This is a genomic window from Halioglobus maricola, from assembly GCF_009388985.1.
Taxonomy (GTDB): domain Bacteria; phylum Pseudomonadota; class Gammaproteobacteria; order Pseudomonadales; family Halieaceae; genus Halioglobus; species Halioglobus maricola.
Genome location: NZ_CP036422.1, coordinates 1,692,394 through 1,715,385 on the forward strand (window position 1 = coordinate 1,692,394; position 22,992 = coordinate 1,715,385).

25 protein-coding genes are annotated in these 22,992 nt (G+C 52.9%); 19 read left to right on the forward strand and 6 right to left on the reverse strand.

The features are described 5' to 3' along the window. Positions 1-53: 53 nt before the first annotated feature. Positions 54-404, forward strand: coding sequence for a YciI family protein (locus tag EY643_RS07650; RefSeq protein ID WP_152661642.1), 351 nt, complete (start codon positions 54-56; stop codon positions 402-404). Positions 405-439: 35 nt separating this feature from the next. Here the strand turns inward: EY643_RS07650 and EY643_RS07655 are convergent, their stop codons facing one another. Then, complete coding sequence (locus EY643_RS07655) at positions 440-1,120, reverse strand: hypothetical protein (RefSeq protein ID WP_152661643.1); 681 nt, start codon at positions 1,118-1,120, stop codon at positions 440-442. Between the two features lie 94 nt (positions 1,121-1,214). Continuing rightward, positions 1,215-1,904 (reverse strand): Crp/Fnr family transcriptional regulator, encoded by a 690-nt coding sequence (locus tag EY643_RS07660; protein ID WP_152661644.1) that lies wholly within the window; start codon positions 1,902-1,904, stop codon positions 1,215-1,217. 202 nt (positions 1,905-2,106) lie between these two features. On the opposite strand from EY643_RS07660, the gene EY643_RS07665 reads away from it, so the two are divergent. The 9 genes from EY643_RS07665 to EY643_RS07705 are packed head-to-tail and all read left to right on the forward strand — an operon-like array spanning position 2,107 to position 9,750. After that, entirely contained in the window at positions 2,107-3,030 is a 924-nt protein-coding gene (locus EY643_RS07665; RefSeq protein ID WP_205743175.1) for a DUF1838 family protein, read from the forward strand. A 2-nt stretch (positions 3,031-3,032) separates the two neighbouring features. Continuing rightward, entirely contained in the window at positions 3,033-3,344 is a 312-nt protein-coding gene (locus tag EY643_RS07670; RefSeq protein WP_152661645.1) for a DUF1330 domain-containing protein, read from the forward strand. Beyond that, positions 3,341-3,820, forward strand: a complete 480-nt coding sequence (locus tag EY643_RS07675) for a VOC family protein (protein ID WP_152661646.1) — start codon at positions 3,341-3,343, stop codon at positions 3,818-3,820. Before EY643_RS07670 ends, EY643_RS07675 begins: the two co-directional genes overlap by 4 nt. 11 nt (positions 3,821-3,831) lie before the next feature. Continuing rightward, entirely contained in the window at positions 3,832-4,878 is a 1,047-nt protein-coding gene (locus tag EY643_RS07680; protein ID WP_152661647.1) for an NADP-dependent oxidoreductase, read from the forward strand. After that, the gene (locus EY643_RS07685) at positions 4,875-5,330 is read left to right on the forward strand and encodes a VOC family protein (protein ID WP_170287318.1); all 456 of its coding nucleotides are present in this window, start codon (positions 4,875-4,877) and stop codon (positions 5,328-5,330) included. The genes EY643_RS07680 and EY643_RS07685 overlap by 4 nt, the downstream gene beginning before the upstream one ends. Positions 5,331-5,338: 8 nt before the next feature. Then, on the forward strand, positions 5,339-6,670 hold the full coding sequence (locus tag EY643_RS07690; protein WP_152661649.1) for an MFS transporter: 1,332 nt from the start codon (positions 5,339-5,341) through the stop codon (positions 6,668-6,670). Further along, complete coding sequence (locus EY643_RS07695) at positions 6,667-7,485, forward strand: alpha/beta fold hydrolase (protein WP_152661650.1); 819 nt, start codon at positions 6,667-6,669, stop codon at positions 7,483-7,485. Before EY643_RS07690 ends, EY643_RS07695 begins: the two co-directional genes overlap by 4 nt. Then, positions 7,478-8,521, forward strand: coding sequence for a nitrilase-related carbon-nitrogen hydrolase (locus EY643_RS07700; protein WP_205743176.1), 1,044 nt, complete (start codon positions 7,478-7,480; stop codon positions 8,519-8,521). Before EY643_RS07695 ends, EY643_RS07700 begins: the two co-directional genes overlap by 8 nt. Positions 8,522-8,535: 14 nt before the next feature. Next, positions 8,536-9,750: an MFS transporter gene (locus tag EY643_RS07705; RefSeq protein WP_152661651.1), complete on the forward strand. Its 1,215-nt coding sequence runs from the start codon at positions 8,536-8,538 to the stop codon at positions 9,748-9,750. 1 nt (position 9,751) lies between these two features. Here the strand turns inward: EY643_RS07705 and EY643_RS07710 are convergent, their stop codons facing one another. Further along, the gene (locus tag EY643_RS07710) at positions 9,752-10,108 is read right to left on the reverse strand and encodes a GFA family protein (RefSeq protein ID WP_152661652.1); all 357 of its coding nucleotides are present in this window, start codon (positions 10,106-10,108) and stop codon (positions 9,752-9,754) included. A gap of 396 nt (positions 10,109-10,504) precedes the next feature. Here EY643_RS07710 and EY643_RS07715 point away from each other — a divergent pair, with 396 nt between their 5' ends. Then, entirely contained in the window at positions 10,505-11,437 is a 933-nt protein-coding gene (locus tag EY643_RS07715; RefSeq protein WP_205743178.1) for a serine hydrolase domain-containing protein, read from the forward strand. A gap of 100 nt (positions 11,438-11,537) precedes the next feature. On the opposite strand, the gene EY643_RS07720 is transcribed toward EY643_RS07715, so the two are convergent. Further along, the gene (locus EY643_RS07720; RefSeq protein ID WP_152661654.1) at positions 11,538-11,810 is read right to left on the reverse strand and encodes a hypothetical protein; all 273 of its coding nucleotides are present in this window, start codon (positions 11,808-11,810) and stop codon (positions 11,538-11,540) included. 459 nt (positions 11,811-12,269) lie between these two features. Next, positions 12,270-13,172, reverse strand: coding sequence for a beta-keto acid cleavage family enzyme (locus tag EY643_RS07725; RefSeq protein WP_152661655.1), 903 nt, complete (start codon positions 13,170-13,172; stop codon positions 12,270-12,272). Positions 13,173-13,381: 209 nt separating this feature from the next. On the opposite strand from EY643_RS07725, the gene EY643_RS07730 reads away from it, so the two are divergent. The 8 genes from EY643_RS07730 to EY643_RS07760 all read left to right on the forward strand — a co-directional run bounded on the left by EY643_RS07730 (position 13,382) and on the right by EY643_RS07760 (position 21,560). After that, positions 13,382-13,840 carry a hypothetical protein gene (locus EY643_RS07730; protein WP_152661656.1) on the forward strand — a complete coding sequence of 153 codons (459 nt, stop codon included), beginning with the start codon at positions 13,382-13,384 and terminating at the stop codon, positions 13,838-13,840. 68 nt (positions 13,841-13,908) lie between these two features. Then, positions 13,909-14,280, forward strand: a complete 372-nt coding sequence (locus EY643_RS07735; RefSeq protein WP_152661657.1) for a hypothetical protein — start codon at positions 13,909-13,911, stop codon at positions 14,278-14,280. A gap of 195 nt (positions 14,281-14,475) precedes the next feature. Further along, positions 14,476-15,732: a dipeptidase gene (locus tag EY643_RS07740; protein WP_152661658.1), complete on the forward strand. Its 1,257-nt coding sequence runs from the start codon at positions 14,476-14,478 to the stop codon at positions 15,730-15,732. A 310-nt stretch (positions 15,733-16,042) separates the two neighbouring features. Next, on the forward strand, positions 16,043-17,548 hold the full coding sequence (locus EY643_RS07745) for a hypothetical protein (RefSeq protein WP_152661659.1): 1,506 nt from the start codon (positions 16,043-16,045) through the stop codon (positions 17,546-17,548). Between the two features lie 1,356 nt (positions 17,549-18,904). Next, positions 18,905-19,906 (forward strand): hypothetical protein, encoded by a 1,002-nt coding sequence (locus EY643_RS07750; RefSeq protein ID WP_240732857.1) that lies wholly within the window; start codon positions 18,905-18,907, stop codon positions 19,904-19,906. A 140-nt stretch (positions 19,907-20,046) separates the two neighbouring features. Further along, on the forward strand, positions 20,047-20,541 hold the full coding sequence (locus tag EY643_RS07755; RefSeq protein WP_152661660.1) for a lactoylglutathione lyase family protein: 495 nt from the start codon (positions 20,047-20,049) through the stop codon (positions 20,539-20,541). A gap of 122 nt (positions 20,542-20,663) precedes the next feature. Then, the gene (locus tag EY643_RS19885; protein ID WP_420841653.1) at positions 20,664-20,903 is read left to right on the forward strand and encodes a DUF6868 family protein; all 240 of its coding nucleotides are present in this window, start codon (positions 20,664-20,666) and stop codon (positions 20,901-20,903) included. Positions 20,904-20,948: 45 nt separating this feature from the next. Then, positions 20,949-21,560 (forward strand): MarC family protein, encoded by a 612-nt coding sequence (locus tag EY643_RS07760; protein WP_152661661.1) that lies wholly within the window; start codon positions 20,949-20,951, stop codon positions 21,558-21,560. A gap of 1 nt (position 21,561) precedes the next feature. Here the strand turns inward: EY643_RS07760 and EY643_RS07765 are convergent, their stop codons facing one another. After that, positions 21,562-22,986, reverse strand: a complete 1,425-nt coding sequence (locus tag EY643_RS07765) for an aldehyde dehydrogenase family protein (RefSeq protein WP_152661662.1) — start codon at positions 22,984-22,986, stop codon at positions 21,562-21,564. Positions 22,987-22,992 lie beyond the last annotated feature (6 nt).

A 22,992-nucleotide genomic window follows, 5' to 3' on the forward strand; every position in this document is an offset into this window, starting at 1 on the left:
GAAGTCACTGGTCCATTTGTTAGCATGAGCTATGTTAAAGCCGGATAACAAAAATGGGGAGTTCGTGGCTGATGCTGGAGCAGAAAATGCCGTTCTATCTTTTTTATTGTCGTGACATAGAAGATCGAGAAGAGGCTGCACAAATTCGTCGAGAGCTGCTTCCTGACCACCTCGGTTACATGGAGCAAAATATGGAGTGCTATGCGGTCGCCGGCCCCAATCGGGATCAGGATGCTGCGTATCGCTCCAGTACCTTTGTCGTCAAGGCGGGTACCTTTGCCGAGGCCGATGCGCTGATGCAGCGCGACCCCTATGTTGAGGGTGGGCTTTATCGCGAAATCCTCAATGTTGAATTCGTGCCGATGGCGGGCGACTGGGTTGGCGGCGCCGCCTGGAAAATATAACCAGGGCCCAGGTTACTGGGCCCGGTCAACATTGCCTAAAACGGCTTGGTCGCACCGAGGAACGCGACAGAAAGAATCCCGATCCAGTAGCAGTAGGCCAGCTTGCGGCCGAACGCGAGCGACTTTTCCAGCTTGTCTTCCGATGCCTGATCACCCGGGTTTTCTGCCAGTACCCGAAACAGCTCGGTCCATTCGCGCATGATAAAGCGCAGCAGTAAGCCGATTACCAGCAGCCCGGAAAAAATCAGAATCTTGGCGGAGAACCACATCTGTCCCTTGCCTGCATTGAACGGGCCATAGCCCATCAGCGAGGCGATCGCAGCGATCGCGATAATCGGAATGATTGCGTAGCGAATGCGCTCGTCGAGAATGGTGAGCTTGATACCGAGGTCTGTCTCACGTTTGAAAAATGCCGCCCAACACAGGGCCAGCCAGGCAAAGTAGAACACCCAGACTGTAGCGAGGAACATGCCACCGTAGGGCTGTACGCCCCAGTAGTAACCCATGTGAAAGCCCAGTGGGAAGAGGGCAATAATGCCGGTGCGGGCCAGGATGTCGATCCGGTAGGCGGTTTCCATATGCCTGCGACGCTCGTCCATCGACAAGTTGCGGTCTATCACATTCCTTGAGGTCTGGAAGACTCCCCACTCTCCACCCAGCCAATAGACCATAGCGACGATGTGAAACCACCTGAGTACGGCCAATGTTGTCAGCATGCTGGCGCTCCTTGAGTTTATTTGTGAGCCGAACCTTAGCAGTGGCAGCTAAATTCGCATTACCAAAAATCAATCCTGATCGGGCTGAATAGGGTCAGTCGACTTCCGCCAGCTCATCGAGTTGTTCCTGGTTTTCGACGATCACACTGTGGTGGTCGGGGGTGGATATCACGCCTTCCTTGCGCAATCGTGAAAAGGCACGACTCGTGGTCTCCAGAGTGAGGCCGAGGTAGTCGCCGATGTCCGAGCGGTTCATTGGCAGGGCGAGTGGCTGGCGGCTATCTGAGTTGTGTTCTCGCAACTGTAACTGGTGAATGAGAAACGCGAGGCGTTCGTGGGCGCGTTTCTGTCCTATCGCAAACAAGTGGTCGAGCAGGCCAGCCAGTACCAGGTTGTTGATCTTGGCCAGGTTCTCCTTGAGGGTGGGGATGTGGTCGCAGGCGTCTTCAAAGCGCTGCCGGGGGAACCGAAGAACGGTTCCTGGCTCCAGCGCCGTGGCGCTGTAGAGGTAATTGTCGGTGGCGGTAAAGCCGAGATAGTCGCCGCGGCGCAGGAAGTCGATGACCTGGCGGCGTCCATTGAGAGCGCTGCGCTCCACCAGAATCATGCCGGAGCAGGGCAGAAACACCGCGTCCGCCGCATCAAACTGGCGCAGGATGGTTTCTCCAGCGCGGACTGAGACCACTTGGGCCAGCGCGAGTACAGCGCTGACTTCTTCTTCGCTCAGGCCGCTGCCGACGTCACACTCGGCAAGTATTCGCTGGTACTGGATATCCGTGCTCATGTAGTCAGTGTCATTCGCAGAAGAGTGGCAAAGTGTACCGTGTTCGGCGGCAATGGTCAGGGCGTGTCCCGGGAGTGGCTCAGGCGCGCTCGAAGTGCCGAACTTGATCCAAATGATATAATGTTATTATTATATAACATATGTGCCGGTCAGACCCGGTCAAATGTATTTCAGACCATTCTCCCTCCTGAGGATCACCACAGTGACTAAGACAATGAAAAAAACAGGCTATACCCGCTTCGCGCTGGCACTTCTCGGTTTCATGACGCTCGCCGCGCCCGTGTCTGCCGAAATCGACATGACGTCGCGCGAGGGCGTGATTGCGGTCAATCGCAAGATTCAGTGCTCGATGATCGACAATGTCGAGACAACCTATGTCTGGCACGGCCAGGGCTTTTCGCGACGCACCGGTGAACGTGACAAGCTTCTGTTCAAGCTGTTGGGCATGAATGTGCGCCAGTGCGTCACAGTGAAGAACGATAAAGGCGAGGAGGGCTATCGCCTGGTCTCGCGTGAAATCATGCTCTATCTCGATCCCAAGAGCGGCGAGTTGATGGATAGCTGGGAAAACCCCTGGACCGGTGAGACGCTGGACGTAATCCACGTTGCCAACGACCCGGTGAATCAGCGACCTTCCTTCGGCTATGGTCGCGATGGCAAGGTGGCCAAGCTGCCGATCCGCAAGGTGGGCGATTACTGGCAGATGAACGCAGAGATTCCACTGTTCTACCACAATGTTCTCGGTGGTGATTACCAGAAATACGTTGGCGGGACTTACCACGCGACGGAAATTTTCGATTTCTACGGCATGTATGACGAGCTCGTTAGCGACGACAACACCCATGTCAATCCGGGCGTAGCCTGGGTGCGCATCTCCAGCTGGCTTCCCTGGATGGAAATGAATGGCCGCGAGGGTGGCCTTTACTTTAATGCGCAGGGCGCCAAGCTGGAATCCTGGAATGACCTGCCCAAGCTGATGAAAGATCAGATTGCCAAGAACTATCCTGAGTACACCAATGCGCCTGCTGGCGATGACAAGCGTCCGAATGAAACTTCCTGGACGTATTTCAAGAAAATCTTCGATGAACGTAACGAAGGTAAATCCGCGCCCAAGGGCGGCCACTGATTGTGGCAGCCTACATGATCATCCTGGCCCAGGTGCATGACCGTGAGAAATTTATCTCCGGTTATGCAGCCGAGGCCGCGAAACTCGTCGACAAGGCGGGTGGGAAATATGTGCTGCGCGCTCCCGGAGCAGTTTGCCTCGAGGGCAGTGTGGGAAACGGCCGTTCGGTTGTTATTTCCCAATGGCCGGATGTTGCGACCGCCCAGGCGTTCTGGGATTCGCCGGAATATCAGGAAGTAGCGAAACTCAGAGAGGGCATCTGCGACGTTGAAGTGGTCGTCGTGGAAGCACCTTTAATCGGAGGTGATGAGTGAACAATATCATTAAGCGCACCACTCTGATGGTGCGTGATATGGATAAATCGCTCGCCTGGTACCAGAACGTGCTGGGCATGGACGTATACTACGACAAACCATTCACGCTCTCTGGTGAAGGTTTGGCAGCAGGCAAAGCCGGCGACTTGATTCGCCTGGTAATCCTGAAATGTGAACACCCCGAGATCGGAATGATTGGTCTGATGCAGTGGGTAGACCCGGTGATGGAAGCACCGCCAGTACCGACAGAAGTTACCTTCGGTTTGCCCACATTTGTGGTGGGTAGCGATGACAGTCGTGAGGCTGTGCGACAGGCAGAGTTGCTCGGCACTCGTGTGCATTCACAACCGCACGAGTGGTCCACCGAAGGTGCAGACGGCAATATGAAGCACTTTATCGGTTGCTCACTGTTTGACCCCGATGGTCATTTCTTTGAGCTCAATCAGCTTGAGCGAATCGAGCCCAAGGCAGGCTGAGGCATTTCCGGGTGAACGAGCAGCGCAATTGCCAGTGGCGGGTCGCTGCCCGGCCCGAAGGTAATGTCAAACCCACTGACTTTCAGTATGCAGAAGAACCCATTCCCGAGATCGGGGATGGGGAATTCCTGCTGCGCACACTTTATCTGGGCCTGCGGCCTGTTATGCGTATGTACATGAGTGGTGTCTCTGCTGCCGGAGAAGATCCACTCGCCCTTGGCGATGTGATTCACGGCCGGGGAGTGGCCCAGGTTGTGGCCTCGCGCCATCCTGATTTTAGCCCCGGCGAAGTGGTCCATGGCCAGTTGGGTTGGCAGACGTGGAAGGCGAGCAGCGGCAGCGAACAGGAGCGCTTTATCAAGATGGACTACCCGGATCTCAGTGCTGCGCTCGGCGTAGGGGTGCTGGGTATGAATGGCTACAGCGCCTGGGGTGGGTTGATGCAGTGCGGTAAACCACAGCGCGGCGACGTGCTGGTGGTGTCTGCTGCGGCGGGCGGTGTCGGAAGTACGGTGGTGCAAATGGGTAAGGCGCTGGGTTGCACAGTGATCGGCATTGCCGGCGGCCCTGAAAAATGCGCGTTGGTGAAATCTCTGGGGGCCGACGAGGTTATCGACTATAAGAGCGATGACGTCGCGCACCAACTCACTGCCTGTTGCCCACAAGGTATTGATGTCTACTTCGACAACGTGGGCGGCGAAACGCTGGTTGCCTGCCTCGATCGCCTGGCAATGAACGCACGGGTAGTGCTGTGTGGCTCTATTAGTGAGTACACCCGCGACGAGCCTTTCGGGCTCACCAACTACACGCGTTTGCGGCGAGTGAATGCCAGCATGAATGGCTTTTTCGTTTACAACTTCCAACCCCTGTTTCCACAGGCTACTGCGGAACTGGCTGATCTTGTGCGCAGCGGACAGTTAAAGCCGGTGCAGGATGTCGTCGAGGGCTTTAACGCTATGCCGGACGCTCTTGCGCGTTTGTACGATGGGCGCAACGTAGGCGTGCAGATATGCCGTGTGCGCAATGAAGAAAATGAATGGGCCGGAGCGTCGCGATGAGTGATACAGGTATCCGCTTTCAGCGGGCAAATTTTGTGGTGTCTGACCTGGAGCGTTCACTGACGTTCTATCGCGACATTCTTGGCATGGAAGTGAACTACCAGAAACAATCTGCCGCGGATTCCTACTCTTATGATGTCTTCGAAATTGATCGTGCCGCGGTTATGAATTTCGCGGTACTGGCGACATCGGATCAACCGCGAGTGATGGCGCTTACAGAGTTGAAGGGCATCGAACTGCCGCCGGTGCCCGCTCCCAGGCGCGCTGCTATTGTACTCGATGTGGCTGATATAGACGGTGTTGTCGCAGCATCGAAACACGCGGGCTTGCATGTGTACGAAGAAGATCACCTGGTAACGAATGATGGTCGCGAGGGTAGGGAGGTTGGCATTGTCGACTTCGATGACAACCTGGTGGTGATCTATCACATTACCAAAGCTGCTGCGGAGTAGAACGCTACATGCAACAGACCTCAGCTGCACCTCAGGAACGTCTCTCCGGCCCTGCTCTTGTCTACGGCTGGTATACCGTGGTCCTGCTCACGCTGGCTTATATTCTTTCCTTTGTCGATCGCTACATACTGGGTTTGTTGATCGGTCCGATAAAGGCTGATCTGGGCCTATCCGACACCCAGATCGGACTACTGTTGGGACCAGCGTTTGCTGTGTTCTATGTATTGATGGGGCTGCCGCTGGGTTGGTTGGCTGACCGCGGCAGGCGGACCTGGATAGTCGGTGCGGGAATTATTCTCTGGTCGGCTGCGACGGCCTGGTGTGGCCTCGCTAAGAACTTTGTCCAACTTGGCCTTGCGCGTATCAGTGTCGGTATTGGCGAAGCCACTCTGAGCCCATGTGCACTCTCGATGATTGCTGATCGCTTTCCCGAGGAACAGCGGGGCAAACCCGTGGCGTTCTACTCTGCAGCACTGTCTGTGGGTGCGGGTGTGGCCTCACTCGTTGGCGCCAGTGTGCTAGCGTGGACTGGAACTCACGACACGTTTAACTTGCCGGTGTTCGGCGAGCTAGCGCCCTGGCAGGTGACCTTCCTTATTGTGGCCGCGCCCGGTTTTCCGCTGGCGATCATGATGCTGACCTTAAAGGAACCGATGCGCCAATCGTCTGCGCTCACTGCTGATGGCGAAGCGGCTTCAATGGGGCAAGCGCTGGGCGAAGTAGGACGAAACTGGAAGGCCTATGTGGGGCTGGTATCCATGGTTTGCGCCATGACCGTGGTTGCGTATAGCCAGGGTTGGTTGGCAGCGATGTTCGACCGCACTTTCGGTTGGGAGACATCGAAATATGCACTGTATAACGGCATTGGCCTGTTGATCGTGGGGCCACTGACGGTGAGCTTTACCGGTTGGTACTCAGACCGAATGTACACCGCAGGCAAGACCGATGCTTCTTTGCGTATGGTGATGGCCGGGCTGGTACTGCTGTTGTTGACAGGTGTTGCGGGCCCGTTGATGCCGACCGCCTGGACGGCATTCGGTGTGTTGGTCACCAATAATATTGGCATCTCGATGTTGTCCGCGGCCGCACCAGTGGCGCTGTTGAATATCACACCTGGTGCTATCCGTGGTCAGGTAGTTGCCCTTTACTATATTACCATCAGCGTTGCTGGCCTTATGCTTGGCCCTACAATGGTTGGCGTGCTGAACGATGTCGCCTTTGGTGAGGCGGGTATTCGTTATTCGCTGGCGGTGGTGCCTGTTGTGATCGGTCTGCCTGTCGTATTGATGTTGATGCCGATCCGCAAAGCCTATCTACAGCGTCTGGAGACTTTACAATGATTCGCGCTGCGTATGCCGAGATTCCCACCGGCCAGGTCCACTACCGTGAATGGATTCCGGAAAAGGAGGCGAGGCGCCCCTTGCTGTGCCTGCATCCTGCGCCGTTTAGCAGCGCATTCTTCACAACAGCCATGCCTGCGCTAGGAGAGGCGCGGCGAATCATTGCGCCGGACTATCCCGGTTATGGCAGTTCCTCACCTTGTGGCGAAGCACCGTCTATTGAAGACTATGCTGCGAGCATACTGCAGTTTCTGGTTTGTCTTGAGCTTGATGGCCCGGTGGATGTGCTTGGCTTTCATACTGGCTGTCTGGTTGGTGCCGAAATGCAATTGCAAAGTGTCGATGCTATAGGCGCACTGGTGCTTGTAGATGTGCCCTATTTTCTGGGTGAGGTTCAGGAAAGAATGAGCGCGCAGGCTGGAGCGCCGCTGAAGTTGACAACCGAGTTGGAGAGTATTGCCAGCCTGTGGCAAAGCGGTATTGCCGTTAAAGCACCGCTGATGGGTATGGACCGTGCCGTCGAACTCCTCGCAGAACAATTGCGCGCTCACCCCAATGCACATCTCGCGTTCAAAGCTGCATTCACTTATCCCTGTGAGGAGCGTTTTGCACGCTTGCCAGGTCCTGCAGCGATTATTGCAACAAAGTCGATGTTGTCTGACGTAACGGCTGAGGCTGCCAGGGCAGCTGCCGCATCTGCGCTTTTTATCAAGGCGGATGACATAACCCGGGGTGTATTTGAAGAGGGTGCGCCGCAAATAGCTGCTAGAATCGATGCAGCACTGACGCAATTGGAGGATCAGAAGGGTGAGTGAAACAGGTGTTTTTCAGGCTCTGGGGCTGCAGGTCAATTGCGAGGCTGTGAATATGTTGTCGGTGGACGACGCGCGCGCATCGATGTTCGAGACAATCGCTCGGATCGATGGCCTGATCGCTGGCAGCCAGGGCTTCCTGCGTAGCTTTGTAGGTATGCCTACAACGCTGGTCGTTCTGCCGGAGTATTTTCTTACCAGTTTTCCGTTAGGAGAATCCATTGAAGCCTGGCAAGCCAAGGCGTGTATCGAGATCGGTGGTCCAGAGTACGAAAAACTTGGCGAGGTAGCGCAAAAGCACGGCATCTATCTCTCGGGTAACGCGTATGAGCTGGACCCGCACTTCACCAACCTCTATTTTCAGACCAGTTTTATTATTGACCCTTGCGGCGATGTCGTCCTGCGTTACCGTCGGCTCGTGTCTATGTTCGCACCGACGCCCCACGACGTGCTAGACCAATACCTGGATGCGTACGGAGAAGACAGTCTTTTTCCTGTTGCTGAGACTGATATCGGCCGCCTTGCCTGTGTCGCATCGGAAGAAATTCTCTATCCTGAACTCACTCGTGCCCACGCCCTGCGTGGCGCCGAGATCATATGCCACTCGTCCAGTGAAGTGGGCAGTCCTCAGGATACCCCCAAGAATATCGCCAAACGCGCGCGGGCCTATGAAAATGGCGTTTACGTCGTTTCTGCCAATAGTGCGGGTATTAACCAGATACCGTTTCCGGCCCAGTCCACCAACCATCACTCTCAGGTGGTGAACTACCTTGGGGCCATTCTTGGTGAGGCGGGGTCTGGAGAGAGCATGTGTGGAAACGGCGAGGTTGATCTGAACGCGCTGCGGCGCAGCAGGCGCAAGGCCGGTATGACCAACTGTCTGGCTCGCCAGCGTCTGGAGTTGTTCTCCCGCGTGTACACAGGCGACCCGGTATATCCGGCTAATTCACTGGCGGGCGTAGAGACGGTTGAACGGAGCCACTTTCAGGGCACCTTGCAGCATACGATTCACGATTTAGCCGAACGCGGCATCATTTAGATAGAGCAGCTTTTATGAGCGAAAAGAGCAAGCAAGCTTTCCCCTGGGTCATCGCCATTCTGGCATCGCTGGTGCTGATGGTCAGCAATGGCATGAGCATATCCGGCCTGTCCGTTTTCGATGAGTCCCTGCTGAATGAATTTGGCTGGAACCGTGGCGAATTGAAGTTTCGCGACATGATTACGCTTGGAGTAACTGGCCTTGCGGCACCGTTCCTGGGTGTGTTGTTGGATCGCTACGGCGTGCGGGCCTGTATGATCGTCGGCTGGGTGTTGCTGGGGGGCGCTTACTATCTCTATTCCTCTATCAACAGCCTCGGCGACATGTATCTGGTTCACGTCATCCTCGGGTTTGTTCTGGTTCTGTGTGGTCTTAACGCGGGTGTGATTCTGGTCTCTAACTGGTTCGTGGAAAAGCGTGGCACAGCGATCGGTATCGCGCTGGTCGGCACCAGCCTCGGCGGAGCGATCTTTCCCCAGTACGGCACTGCGATGATTGAAGCTGTGGGTTGGCGCGATGCCTATATGAGTGAGATGGTGTTTCCGGTGGTGCTATTGCTGCTGACGATATTCGTCATCCGCTCCAAACCTTCTGACAAAGGCATGGTGGCGTATGGCGCCAGCGCGGACGCGACCACATCACCCGCCGACGAGGGAATGGAGTACGGTGCTGCGCTTAAAACGGTAAGTTTCTGGGCGCTGGCGACTATCGCGTGTACCACGTTCTATTCTGTACTTGGGGTTCAAGCGCACATCTTCCTGCACATGCGCGACATGGAATTCGATGTGGCTACAGCAACCAACGCCATCTCCATTTTCTTCCTGTGCGCGCTGGTGGGCAAATTTGTGTTCGGCCTGGTGGCGGACTCGATCGGCCCAAAGAAGGTATTTTACGTGAACATTGCGGTGATGTTGATTGGCGCAGTGGCCCTGGCTTCGATGAAGCCTGCAATGTTGTGGGGAGCTGTTGTCCTGTTTGGTTTGGGTTGGGGCGGGGTGTACACAGTGCTGCAGCTTTCCGCGATAGAATGTTTTGGATTGAAATCCGCTGGGAAGATTCTCGGTACGATCACAGTGCTTGATGCCATCGGCGGTGGCCTCGGGATCTGGCTAACCGGTGTTATGTACGCCAGTGCGCAGAGCTATCAGCTGCCGTTTACGATTTTCTGTGGCCTGATCCTTGTTGCTCTGCTGGCGATCACCCAGGTGCGTTATCCCGATAAGGGCTGAGTCAGTCCAGCCACTTCCAGGTCTCGGCGCCATCGAAGCGTCGAGCCGGGAGTGACTCCACCAGCTCTCTAGGCGCCATGCGCATATTGACGCCCACTCGGGCATCAGGTTTGCCGTCGGTGCCTACATAGTGCGTTGTGCAGCCACAGTGCCCGCAGCTGTGTAGTGTCAGCGTGCGGTCTCCCTGCAGGTAATTCAGTAATTCTGTGTCTGCACTGATATCCACCTGATCCAACGTATAGTAAGCCCATAGGGCACCGATTCGGTGGCACATCGAGCAGTTACAGCTCGTTAGTGTTTCTGGTGCAGTGGGTATTTCCACAGTCACTTGGCCGCAGTGGCAACTGGTTTTTATCATTCTCAGTGTCCTTTGGTGCTTGAGTTGGGTGGCATTAGTATAATCGCCTTTCAAGAACCCGTACCTGCCTTTGGAGGCCCTGGTGAAGAAATTTGTGAACCCTGTTTTGTTCGCTCTATTTCTCGGCACCCTTCCTGCGCAGGCGGCACCCGATCCAGTTTTCGAGCCTGTCGGCGTTTGACTACGACTTGATGCGAGTATGTGTGACGGACGGTTTTTGCTGCTGGGAATTCACCGAGGTATTCTAAAGGCAGGCCATTAGCAGGAGCGTTGTTTCAAATGAATAGTACTGGACGTATCTCTATCGGGATTTTTTCGCTGCTCTGTATGGCGGTTGCTATGACAAGCTGGGCGAACCCGGGGGAGGGTGCTACGCCTCGAATAACGGCTTCCAACATGGCGACTGTACTTGAATCGCTGGAGCAGGAGAGTGGCTTCTCAGGCGTGGTTTTTCTGCAGCTTGACGGCAGTGTTATTCACGAAGCGGCCTACGGCAGTGCCGGTACCGCCACGGGCGGCCCCATTCAGCTCGACACCATATTTGGTATCGGCTCGCGCCCTATAGACTTTACCAGTGCAGCCATCTATCGGTTGGCGCATCTCGGTGAACTCAAACTCGACGATTACATCACTGATTATTTCGAGGACGTTCCCGATGATAAGTTGGACGTGACTCTCCGTCACCTGATGACGGGACGTTCGGGGTTGCCCGATTTCCACGGGTTGCCCACTGATCCCGACCAGGATCTAACATGGATTGACAGGTACTCTGCTGAGCGGCGGATTCTCTCTCAGCAACTACTCTTCGCTCCCGGGGAGGGCGAAGCACATTCACATTCAGCCTTCGGGCTTCTTGCCAGTGTGATAGAACGCGTCAGTGGCGAAACATATCTGGAATTTCTTACGAATCATTTTTTTGCACCTGCGGGAATGACGCGCAGCGGTGAATACGGTTCCTGGGGTGGGCACGATCGCGCCGATTTTGCGTTAGGCGGTGGACCTAGTGTCGTGGGGGAGCCAAATATACCGCCAAATTGGGGCAAAACGTCCTGGTTGATCAAGGGCAGCGGCGGAATGTATTCCACGCTGGGCGATTTGCGAAAGTTCTATGCGTTTATTCGCGCCAGCGATGTGTTGGGGCCTGAATACACCCAGGCGTTCAACGCGCCTTCAGTAAATATGGACGGTTCCGAGCGAGGTTTTGAACTGTTCAGCGCCCGCGATGAGGACGGCAGTGATCAAATGTTTCTGTTGGTCAATATGGAGAGCCAGAGCAATCTGTTCGTTAATGTCGGAGAGGCGCTAGCGGATATCGTGATGAAAAACTGAGTAGACGTACTGTCTTAAGGCCGTCCCTGATCAGGTGCCCAGCCTCGAAGGCTGGGGCGATATCGCAATCTGTCGACCGAGGGTGCAGGTGCGAGCAGGACTATCCGAAGAAACTGGATGCTTTGGCCTTTATTTCTTCGGCTTTGTCTTCTCCCGCCTCTGCCAGCTCTTTAAGGTAGGCCTGGCCTTCTGCCAGTTTCTCCTTTATCTCATTTGCCTGGCTAAGGAGTTCTTCTTCAAGATCGGCCCCGGCGAGGTCAGCTTCAGCCTGGGCCTTTTTGGCTTTGGCGTTGGCGTGAGCGGCCTCTAGCTGTTCGTCATAGACGGCTAACTGCTTTTCAATTTTCTCTTTTAAAAGATCAATGAGGCTCACGAAAATCTCCTTGGGATGTTAGGGTGGGTGCAAATCATACCCCAATATGCTTATCTACTACGTCCCATTACCTATTTTTCTTGGCTTGGGACTGAAACCTCTACTACTTCACACCGGATTGATAGGGCTATTTGGCAATGCTCTAAGCAGTGTTCATGATGGGCACTGGGAAAGAGTTACCAAGCAGCGACGAGCGGAAATAGCGAGAAGGGAGCGGGATAAACGCTACAAATACCGTCGAGTAAAAGACCCCAAACTTCCAAAAAATTGGTGAGACTATTAAGGGGTTAGATTGGTGGAGGCGGCATAGTGCTTATCCAAAAGAGAGAGCAGAGTGAAAATTTTGTGGGTCAAGACCGGTTGACCGCCTGGGAGTAGACTACAAAATTGCCGTGATTCTAATCATGGTTCCGGCTGTGATGTTAACTGGTAGACAGAGCATTCTTTGTATGTTGCTTTCTAGGGCGCGAAAGGTACGGGGTAGGTAGGCAATGCGAGAATTTCCGCGGCCTGGGCGGGTGAAGCGATAGGCCTGCCCAGTTTTTCGGCCAATACCACTAACTCTTCGACCAGTTCTACGTTCGATGGCTGGCCGTTACCTGCATATGGTTCCAATCCAACCTGGACATGACCACCGCGAAGTATGGCCTCTTCAGCGATGCCACAGCCAACGCAGTCATCGCCAAAACTGGAAACAAGCCAGGGTAGATCACATTCGCCGAGCATACCCAGGTAGGCGTCCAAACTGGCAGCAGTAGGAGGCATTCCGAAAGGCAGGTCATCCGACGCAAAATAAAATTTGAGAATGCCGCCCGGCGGAAGCTTCCCTGCCCGATAGTAAGCGAGCACAAATTTAAGAAATCCCGGCTCGAAAATCGAAATACTGAGCCCGATATTCAGTCGTCTACAGGCCTCCACGTAATAGCGAGAGTCATTCATGTCATTGCGGTACAACATGTCGCTCGGTGCGAACAGGCCGTCTTCATCCAATACAGACAGATTGAAAGTTCCCGGGTCACATAATCCCTGTGCCAATAATCCTTCTTCTGCCATGCGCTCTACATGCCTATAACGAGTCTCTACTGTTACCCCTTCTTGGCCAACCGGCATAGTCGGCGTGAGAATCGCATCGGGACGTTCTCTGAGCAGTAATCGCCAAGGTCTGGCATAACGCTCGTAATCGAGTTCACCACTACCCCCGAAGATTGATTCGTCAGTGTGATTGTGAATGAGTGCAGCTCCCGCCTCCATGCAGGATAGTGCATCGGTGACAATCTCCTCATCGCTGTAAGGTACATTTGGGTTTGTAGCCTTACTGGTGGCACCGTTTAGTGATGATTCAATGATCAGGGGTGTAGTCATAGCGACTCTCTTGGTGTCCGGTAGATGGAGAGATAGCTTCTATCGAGTGACGCGGTTGACGCGCCTGTTCAACTATTAACCAGCTGCGATTTCGGTGCTAACTCCGATGTTCACATTCGAATTATATCCGACCTTTCCAGTTTCCGCTTTCGCCTAATAGAGCACATAGGTCTATGCTTGGTGGGGTTCTGACATCTTGGAGATGAACGATGAATTGGGAAGCAATCGGGGCGCTGGCTGAACTACTTGCCGCCGTCGGTGGGATAGCTGCTGTTGTCTATCTAGCAGTGCAGATTAGACTGAATACCAGAGCCGTTCGCTCTTCCAGTATCGATTCGTGGGTTACTGCCATAGCTTTAGGCAATGATGCTATGGCTTCTACGGATGAATTTATTGATAGAGCAACGCAGAAATACGCTGAGCTTAGTCCGCATCAACGAATCATGTATCACAGGGCTCTGGCCCAGAATACAAATGCGATGGAGGCCCTCTATTTCCATTACGTCAATGGCGTGGTCGATGAGACTTTCTTGAAAGCTAAGATGAAGCCGATGAAGTCGATATTTCGGTCACCCGGGGCGAGTGAATGGTGGTCCAAGAAAGGGGTCTATATGTATGACCCTCGTTACATTCAATATGTAGACGATCTGCTACATACAGATCCATGAGGACAGCTTTCGCCTGATAGCAGCCATGGGTCTATCCTTGTTGAGGGAATCAAATCAAGGAGAGAGAAATGAGTGAGTATGAACTGCTGGATTTAATGACCAGCATGGAAGCGCACATGGCCACCCAGTTCTCGCTTTATCTTTCAGTAGTTTCTGCTTATCTCGTCGTTGCCTATCTGGTTGGTATGAATCTGTCTCGTGCGCAGATGGTGATTGCGAGCGCGCTTATGATTTTTGCAGCTGGCGGACAGACATGGGCGTTACATGCGTCTCTCGGACGGGTCCAAGAATACTTGCTCCTGAAATCTGAACTATCCCCACTGACTGAATACGAGCGAAACTTTGCAACACATTCCTACATCTGGATAGGAATTTTGGCGGCCGGTATTCTGGCTTCATTGTATTTTATGTGGAGTGTCCGACACCCCAATGAAGATTGACCGGCCCAGGTGAAAGCGGTCATTAGGTGGGACCGCTAGTCACTGTGCTTTAATTCCAGCCCTTGGGTGGCGCTAGCGCGAGACTACAGGGACAGATGAGTGATAGGCTTTGGTCAACGTCCGCTTTTTTCGCCCATAGCGGACGCCAATAAACTCAGCGTAAATTTTTGCTCGACTATGCAGTAGAAATGTAGGATGACACGCAACCCCATATTGTTTGGATTGACATTCCTGGCGTCGTTTAGCGTTGGGGCTCATGAAATCGGTCATGAACACGAGCACGTGGAGGGCGGCTGGAACGCCAAGGCCGGGTTCGTTTCCGAATCTGACATGACCGCCAGGCTCTACAACACCCGCGGAAAGTCGGAACAAGAGATCATTGAGCGGGCGATGTGGCTTGCAGATCAGTACGACCTTAAACGTACACCCGAGCAGATTGAACGAGCAGCCAAAGCGCGTGGCAAGTATGCTGATGCCATCGCTATCAACTCGATTCTACCGGCCTCGGTAGGAATCATCGGCAATACTTACGAATCATTCTCTCGCGGGGTGAAACGCAATCTTGCTGCTGGCATGACGCTGGCGTCTGCTACTGTCTACGCCTTTCCCGCCGCCATACCAGAAGGCAAGACTGCTTACGATGTTATCTCTGCATCAGATGAAGTGCTTCGAGACCAAAACATGGTCAAAGTGGATACTACAGGCGACATTCGGAAGGCCAAAGCCAACAACCAAATGGCGATTATGTACAACACCCAAGGTGCTGACTATGTGGCTGCCGACACCGTACACCACGCAAGAATGTCATATGAGCACGGCATTCGGACCATGAACTTTACCTACAACAATAACAATATGCTCGCCGGTGGCGGAACGCTCCAGGATTCAGGCCTGACTGAACTGGGCAAGCAGTGGGTGAAAGATGCCCAAGCTGCCGGTATCGTTGTCGACGTATCCCACTCCTCCAATCAGTCTGCCATTGATGCTGCGTCTGTGGCGACCAAACCCATCATCGCGTCCCACTCAAACTCCATGGCCGTCTGGGATATCTCCAGGAATATGTCTGACGAAGCAATAAGGGCTGTTGCTTCGACCGGAGGTGTGGTTTGCCCAACTGGAGTCGGTATTTTCCTCAACGAGGATGCGGACGCTTCTCCGGAGCGTTTTATTGAACATGTCGTGTATATAGCCGAACTAATTGGAAGGGACCGGCTCTGCTTTTCAACAGATTACGTTCATAACATCCTCGACTACTACACGCGCGATATTGGTAATACTGATGTGTATCCTCCCGAACTGGGCTTTGGAGCCCCAGCTAGCAATATTGCCGCTGAGCACATCTGGGACGTAGCAGCGATTCTTGAAGACGAATATGGCTGGACTGAAAAGGAAGTTCGCGGCTTTCTTGGAGAAAACCTGATGCGGGTCTACGAAGCAAACTGGAGCAAGTAGCCGGTATTAGGCGATTTTGGCAATGTCCGCTCTTGGCCCCAAAGCGGACATTCGACTACCAGCGATGAATGTCCCCATTGAGGTGAAAGCGGACATTAGATAGTACCGCTAGCCAATGGGGGTTAGTTCCGGCCGCTGGTGGCGTCTGCTTCCGCATATTTACAGACTTCGAATCCCAGTTGGACAAATTTGAAGTTTGGTACTAGCTTACCTTTTAAGTGCTTTTTTAAGTGCTTTTTTAAGTGCTGTTTTAAGTGCTTTCGAGCACCGAAATCAAATAAATCGTGTAAATATTCAAGGAAGAATAGATATGAGAATACTGATCGGAATAAGCACAGGTCTGCTGTGCTTGGCATCTACTTTGGCGTTCGCCAAATCCCCCACTCACTGCTATGTCTCTGGTGAAACCAGCGGCAGCAAGCCTAGCCACGCGTATGGCAGCAAGCAAAACCCTTATGGCTCACTCGGCGAAGTCCAGGCTGACCCTGATTGTGTAGTTATCAATGTGCTGTATTCCGAAACGCCTCTCGATGGAGGTATCGTCCTAAAGGATGGTCAGGAGTTGGTCGGCATCAAAGGCAAGAAGGGCAAGAAGGGCAAGAAGGGCAAGAAGGACGCGCTGCCTGTCATAACAAATTCCACGACGGCACTGGGTGGTGCCGGAATTATTTTGGCGAAGGACAGTAAAGTAAAACACATTCATGTTCGTGATACGTATTCCAGCGGAATCTTAGGCTTCCCGGATGTAAATGCGAATATTGGCGGCAAACTGGTACTTCAGGGTGTTCACGTTACTGGGGCTAACCAATCTCAACAGTTCAACCCGCTCACCAATTCAACATCCCCGAGCATCTTGTTAGGCTTTCAGGAAGCTACCGACCTCACTATAAAAAATAGCAATGTCGGTGAGGCGGATACTCCCTCCATCGTTGTTGCTCAACTGGACGGGCATGGAAAAATCCGAATCAGTAATACTCGTGTTTACGATCAGGGGCACGTGCCCGATGGCGGTAGCGAGTACTCTGCAGGCATTTCCTTGAATGGATTGGGAGAATCATCCGTTGACATAGAAGTCCTCAATACCTCCGTTTCAAATATTGGTCACGAAGTAGTATCAAACTCAGACGGTTTACTTATGATCCACCAAGGAAACGGGTCAATGACGGCCAAGGTCGATGGCTACCGGTACTCAAATCCTGAGGGAAGAGGCGCTCAGCGCAGTTCTACAGGAATAGAGATGGGCTGCATCTACGGAACAGGTTGCAGATTTAGTGGCACTGTGACTGATAGTGTTATCACCGATGCGTTCTTGGCAGGTATTCAGGTAATTGACTTTTACGGTGCTGTACCCGGAACTGACAATACTGTAATTGTAGACATTCGAGACAATGAAATCAGCGGGTCAAGAGCTGGTATTTACTTGGGGGCGGATAATCTAAATGGGACGCGCCAATGGAATGTAGTGAATAACATTATCAGCGACCCCGTACTCTATGGAATGCTGATTCTTGCATTCGAATCCAACTTGGCAGAAGTCTATATCGAAGGCAATACTGTCCAGAACGCTGGGGATAGCGGCTTGGTATTTGTCGGCAATTCTGCAGGCATTACACAGTTCGACGCTGGATTAGGTGGACTAGGTAGTGAAGGTAATAATCGAATAATCAATAGTGCAGTTAACGACATTGTTGCTGAGGGTGTCCCTGTTTCAGCGGCCAATAATTGGTGGGGGAGCGAAGCCGGACCAACCTCCGTTCTAGAGATATTTGGCGGTACTGTTGATGTGGACCCGTTTTTGGAATCGGACCCACAATAACTTTCTCTTGAAAACGTCCGCTTTGATCTCAAGGCGGACATTAGATAGGACCGCTAGCCATTGGGGGGTTGGTTCCAGCCCCTGGTGGCGCTTGCACGAGACTTCAGGGACGGATGAGTGATACGCTTTGGTCAACGTCCGCTTTCGTCCACAAAGCTGCCATCAGCTTTCCATCTACGATGGTCGCTGTCGCATAGCTCAAGACGATCTCACGTCAAACTAAACATCCGAACTCAACAGGCGAGGGCTCAATCCATAAAATGTTGATCTCACACGAACATAAGTTCATATACATTAAGACTCATAAGACAGCTAGCACGAGCATTGAAGGCTTGTAGGAGAAATTTTGCACCCCCCCAGGCTTTAAGTTCAAACACAAGCAAGCGGAAATTATATCTGAATACGGCTATGTCGCTGGTAGAGCAGGCGGGGAATCCTCAAGCGATATCCTTGGCGCTCATGCTTCGGCGAACGAAATTAGGTCGTACGTTGGACCTCATGTATTCGATGAGTACACAAAGATCTATATGGTAAGAAACCCCTATGACAAAGTGATTTCTTGGTTTTGGCACGTCATGCCAAGAAATACGCGAGAAAGACTAGCCCGTGATTTTATTGAAACCAGATTCTTATTCAGAAATTGGATCAAAATGCGGCCTATGCTACCGATAGATCGAAAATTTTATCTCGTCAATGGCGAGAAATTCAACGCGGAAAAAATCCATTACGAATCGTTAGATGAAGACGTGCCAATACTCGTCCAAAAACTCGGCCTTTCGATTGACATGTCAGCGATGCCAATATGGAAAACTGCGTCAAGATTTCATCGTGAACGAACGATCGACGATTATTATGATTGATATGCCATAAATTTAGTGAACAACTATTTTTCGTATGACTTCAATAATTTTGAATACGACCGGATAGCGCCAAAGAATTTTACCCCTCCCCAGCCCAACAATTGGGCCAAGATTTGGGCACATCTACCTCCATCGGTTCGCCGATGCTGTTCGAAAACTTGATCTTGGGCCGACTAAGATAGCGCCTTCGCACTGCAACTTTTATTAACTTAGTCGGATCTCGCAAAATATACCCAAGGAACTAGTAGCCTGCTTCGAAGTCTTCGCAGAATTCATTCTACAAAAAGCGTCCACAGCCTCGAAGCCGACCTCCACAATAGCCTGAATCACCCGCTGCAACCGTCCCCGATGAGGTGAAAACGGACGCTAGCGAAAAATTGGAATGTACTATCGTTAGGGTGCTCCAAGCGCTAGAAATGTCGATGTAGGCACGCAGGAACCTGAGAGCTAAGTGTTCTACACTGGTTTCTACAAAGGAACCAGGTGAAGAGCTCAAATGACAATACCTTACCTCCATATGGAGCCATTTCTTGCCGCCGACGAAGCGCAAGCGATGCTCTCAATCGCTGAATCTTTTGGTAGTTTCGGTACATATGCCGACGAAGCAACGAGTGACTCCCTGGGAGAGAACCTGCCGCAACGCTTCGACGTGGGTATCAACTACGTAGACAAGGGACTGACAGGGGAGGGCAATACCGATTCGCTTGAGGTAGCTGCTAGTCGAACCAACTATTTTCGCGAGACCTACGCATATGGTCTGGATACTAAAGCAGCTGGCATAGAGCAGTTTATGGCGCACCCGGCATTTTCAACGAATGCACGGGAAATCTCAGGGTGTGACAACATTGTGCCCGCCATAGTCTATGCGAACATTCTGATACCCGGCCAAGAGTTGGCGATACATACAGACGTTCCCGAATTTCGAGGATTGAACCGTAAAACCACACCTCAATGGCTGTTGGTGGTGATGCTTCACTCAGGGCTTTTCAACCGCTACCGGATACCGATTCTGACATGCGTTTCCTGGTTCGGAGGCGCCAGGGGCGGCGCTTTCACATTTTATCCTGACGGAGTGAGTGGTGACCGGGCGTCGATCGAAGCACACCATAATTCCGCCATTATGGTCGACACGGATAACGTTTTTCATGGGGTAGAGCGCGTCAACAATGTTTCTCCGGATCTGCCGATCATCGGCCAGAAAACGCGCTTGTATTTCTGTGGTGAAAATAAATGGGAGTTGCGTGAATCGGATGAAGTGCTCGCTGAATTTGACTGGTCCCAGCTACGCTACTCGATATCGTGGAAAGGATATTGCTTCGCTAATGATGAAGCTCAAGCGATCTGGCGCGAGAACGCTGAAAATCTTGATGTTGATACCGTTTTGGCGGCGCTGGAAGCTGCCCTTCGCGAGCGAGGCGCACTCAACGGCAGCAGGCCAGAACCGAGCGAATTCGCACAGTTGCTTGTCAGCACCTTCGTGCGCTTCCCCAATAGTTGAGGCTCCGCCTCTGTTTCGAAAATAAACACCTAAAGCAAGAGTGGACGGATGGTTTTAGCCTATGAACGGATAGTGGTCTAAGATGTTCTTAGTGTCCGCTTGCCGCCCAAAGAAATTCAACCTCTATTAAGGGATTAGCTATGAGTACATATCCAAGAACGTTTTCGCATATTGGAATTTCCGTTCCTGATGTTGAGAAAGCCGCCAAGTTTTACAGTGATGTCATGGGCTGGTATCACATCATGGAGCCAACAGTGATTACGGAAGAATCGGAGACGCCAATAGGCCAGATGTGTATAGATGTCTTCGGCTCTGGCTGGGGATCATTCAAAATCGCGCACATGTCGACCGGTGACAAGATTGGCGTCGAGATGTTCGAGTTCAAAAACAATGAAGCTCCGAAAGACTTCGAATACTGGAAGACAAGCACTTTCCACTTTTGCGTGCAGGATCCGGATATTGAAGGGCTGGTAGCAAAAATTGTCGAGCATGGCGGTAAGCAGCGGATGCCTATCCGCGAATATTACCCTGGGGAAAAGCCCTACAGGATGTGCTACGTCGAAGATCCGTTTGGACTCATTTTCGAGGTTTATTCACATAGCTATGAACTCACCTATTCGCAGGGAGCATATTGAACAGCTAGAAGTTCGCTTGGCGTGGCTCCTTCGGGAGCCTATGCCTAGTGTTAGTAGTGAGCAGTATCTTGAACACAGATTGAGCTGTTAGATTTCAGGTAGAGGAGGTATGGATGGATGCTATGGCTACAGCGACTACTTTTCTGGGTTGGTATACCATCATCAATCTAGGAATCTATAGCCTCACCGCTATCGCACTGACATTGTTCAGAAGTAAAATTAAGGGTATACACGCTAAACTGACTTCTGTGCCTATTGAGCAATTGGACGAGTTGTACTTCAGTTACTTGGCTAACTTCAAACTAGCAATAATTTTTCTTTCTCTGTCACCTTATCTCGCACTTAAAATTATGGGTGGCTGAGTATCGGTCCATCTGCCTTAAACGAGTTTCACGCAAAATCACCTTATGATTGATATTGTTGCGACCTTTATCACCTTCTTCGCGGTGGTTGACCCCATCGGGACAGTGCCCGTCTTTATCGCAGTCACTCACCCGTTTAGTGACAAAGACAAGCGGCGCATTGCACTGAAGGCCACGCTGGCGGCGGCGGGCGTACTTTTGTTCTTTGTCATCGCAGGTGAAATGATTCTGTCTGCAATGTCGATTCCACTTTCCGCTTTCCAGATAGCCGGCGGTATCGTGTTATTTTTATTCGCGTTGACGATGATTTTCGGCGAGAGCAAACCGGACGAAGAGCTTCGCCTGGCGAAGAATCACAACGAAACTGCGATATTCCCGTTGGCGGTGCCATCAATTGCCAGCCCAGGTGCAATGTTGGCCGCCGTGTTGCTTACCGAAAATACGCTTTACAGTGTTGCAGAGCAGGCTCAGACATACGCTGTATTGTTGGCTGTACTATCTCTTACCTGCGTTTTGATGCTGCTTGCAGGTCCTATCAATCGGCTTATTGGTAGTAGTGGTGCCAGTGTCGTGAGCCGCGTAATGGGTTTGATTCTTTCTGCGGTAGCAATGACCAATCTTTTGGCCGGAATAGAGTCTTACTTTTCGCTGGGCTGACTCAGGGCATCAGCGATTCATCAAATACGGCCATGGTCGCGGGTTTGTCTCGTTGAATCATGATCGCCCGCGTCTTCAGGAAGCGCAGCAAACCCTGATCTCCCATACGTGACGGCCCCATCCCGGAGTGCTTGAAACTCTGTTTCTCCACGTCGTGAATCAGTGCTGTCATGCTGGCATCGTTGATGCCCACGGCTCCCACTTGTAACTGGCTCGCCACAGTAATCGCATGGTCTTCATTTCCGAAGACGGAACCAGACAGGCCGAACTGGCTGTCATTGGCCATGGCGACGGCCTGTTCATCACTATCGAAGGGAAGGATGGGGATGAGTGGGCCGAAGGTTTCTTCGTGCATCAACAGCATGTCCGTTGAGATATTCGTCAGCACAGTAGGGCGCTGCCAGGCGCCACCTCCCACATCCTCGGGCATCCCCCCGCAGTGCATGACAGCGCCCTTGTCGAGTGCGTCCTGTAATTGGGCTGCAACCTTGTCAGCCTGCAAACCAAAAATGTAGGGCGGTAATTGGCCGCTATGAATGTCGGGGCCATTAAACTGCAGTGCCTGGGCGCGCTCACAGATCTTTGCCACAAAGCTATCGCAGACACTGGCGTGTACAAATACGCGCTCGAGAGACATGCAGGCCTGTCCATTGGAACCGGCCGCGCTGCGCAGGATCGCATCGGCAGCGATATCGAGGTCTGCGTCGGCCAGCACGATGGCCGGGTCCTTGCCGCCCAGTTCGAGACAGGTGGGAATGAAGTTCTCAGCACAGCGCACGGCCACTTTTCGCCCCGTGCCCACCGAGCCGGTAAAGCAGAGCATGTCCACGTTGTCGACCACGGCGCCGCCGGTTTCACCAGCACCCACCACGACATGGAATACAGCGGCGAGTTCGGGCACAGCATCGATGGTCTTTTGGAGTACCGGAGCGAAACGGGAGGTGATCTCAGACGGCTTCAATAGCACAGCGCAGCCCGCAGCGAGTGCGGGAATCGCGTCTACCAGGGAAAGCGTCAGGGGGAAATTCCACGGGCTAATCACGCCTACAAGCCCTACCGGGACCCCCTGTAGTAAGTAGCCTACATTGGCCGCATTGCCTGAGCGAGCCTCGGGTGGAGGAGCCAGTAGGGCGGGCGCCTGTTCAATCCAGTAGCGAATGCGGCGAACCATGCCGTCCACCTCCAGCGCGGATACCGAGCGGCGCCCGGTGTCTGCGGTCACCGCGGCGAACAGTTCCTCGCGGTGGGTCTCCATGGACACTGCCCAGGCCTCCAGCGCTGCCAGGCGCGAGTCGAGGTCGGCGGCCCAGCTCGCCTGGCCCAGTGCCAGCCGCGCTGCGATGGCACTGACTTCATCTGCACTCGTGGCCGTAAATTGGTAGTCGAGCGCGCCGGTGCGCGGGTTTCTAGCGTCGATCTTGTTCATTTTGCG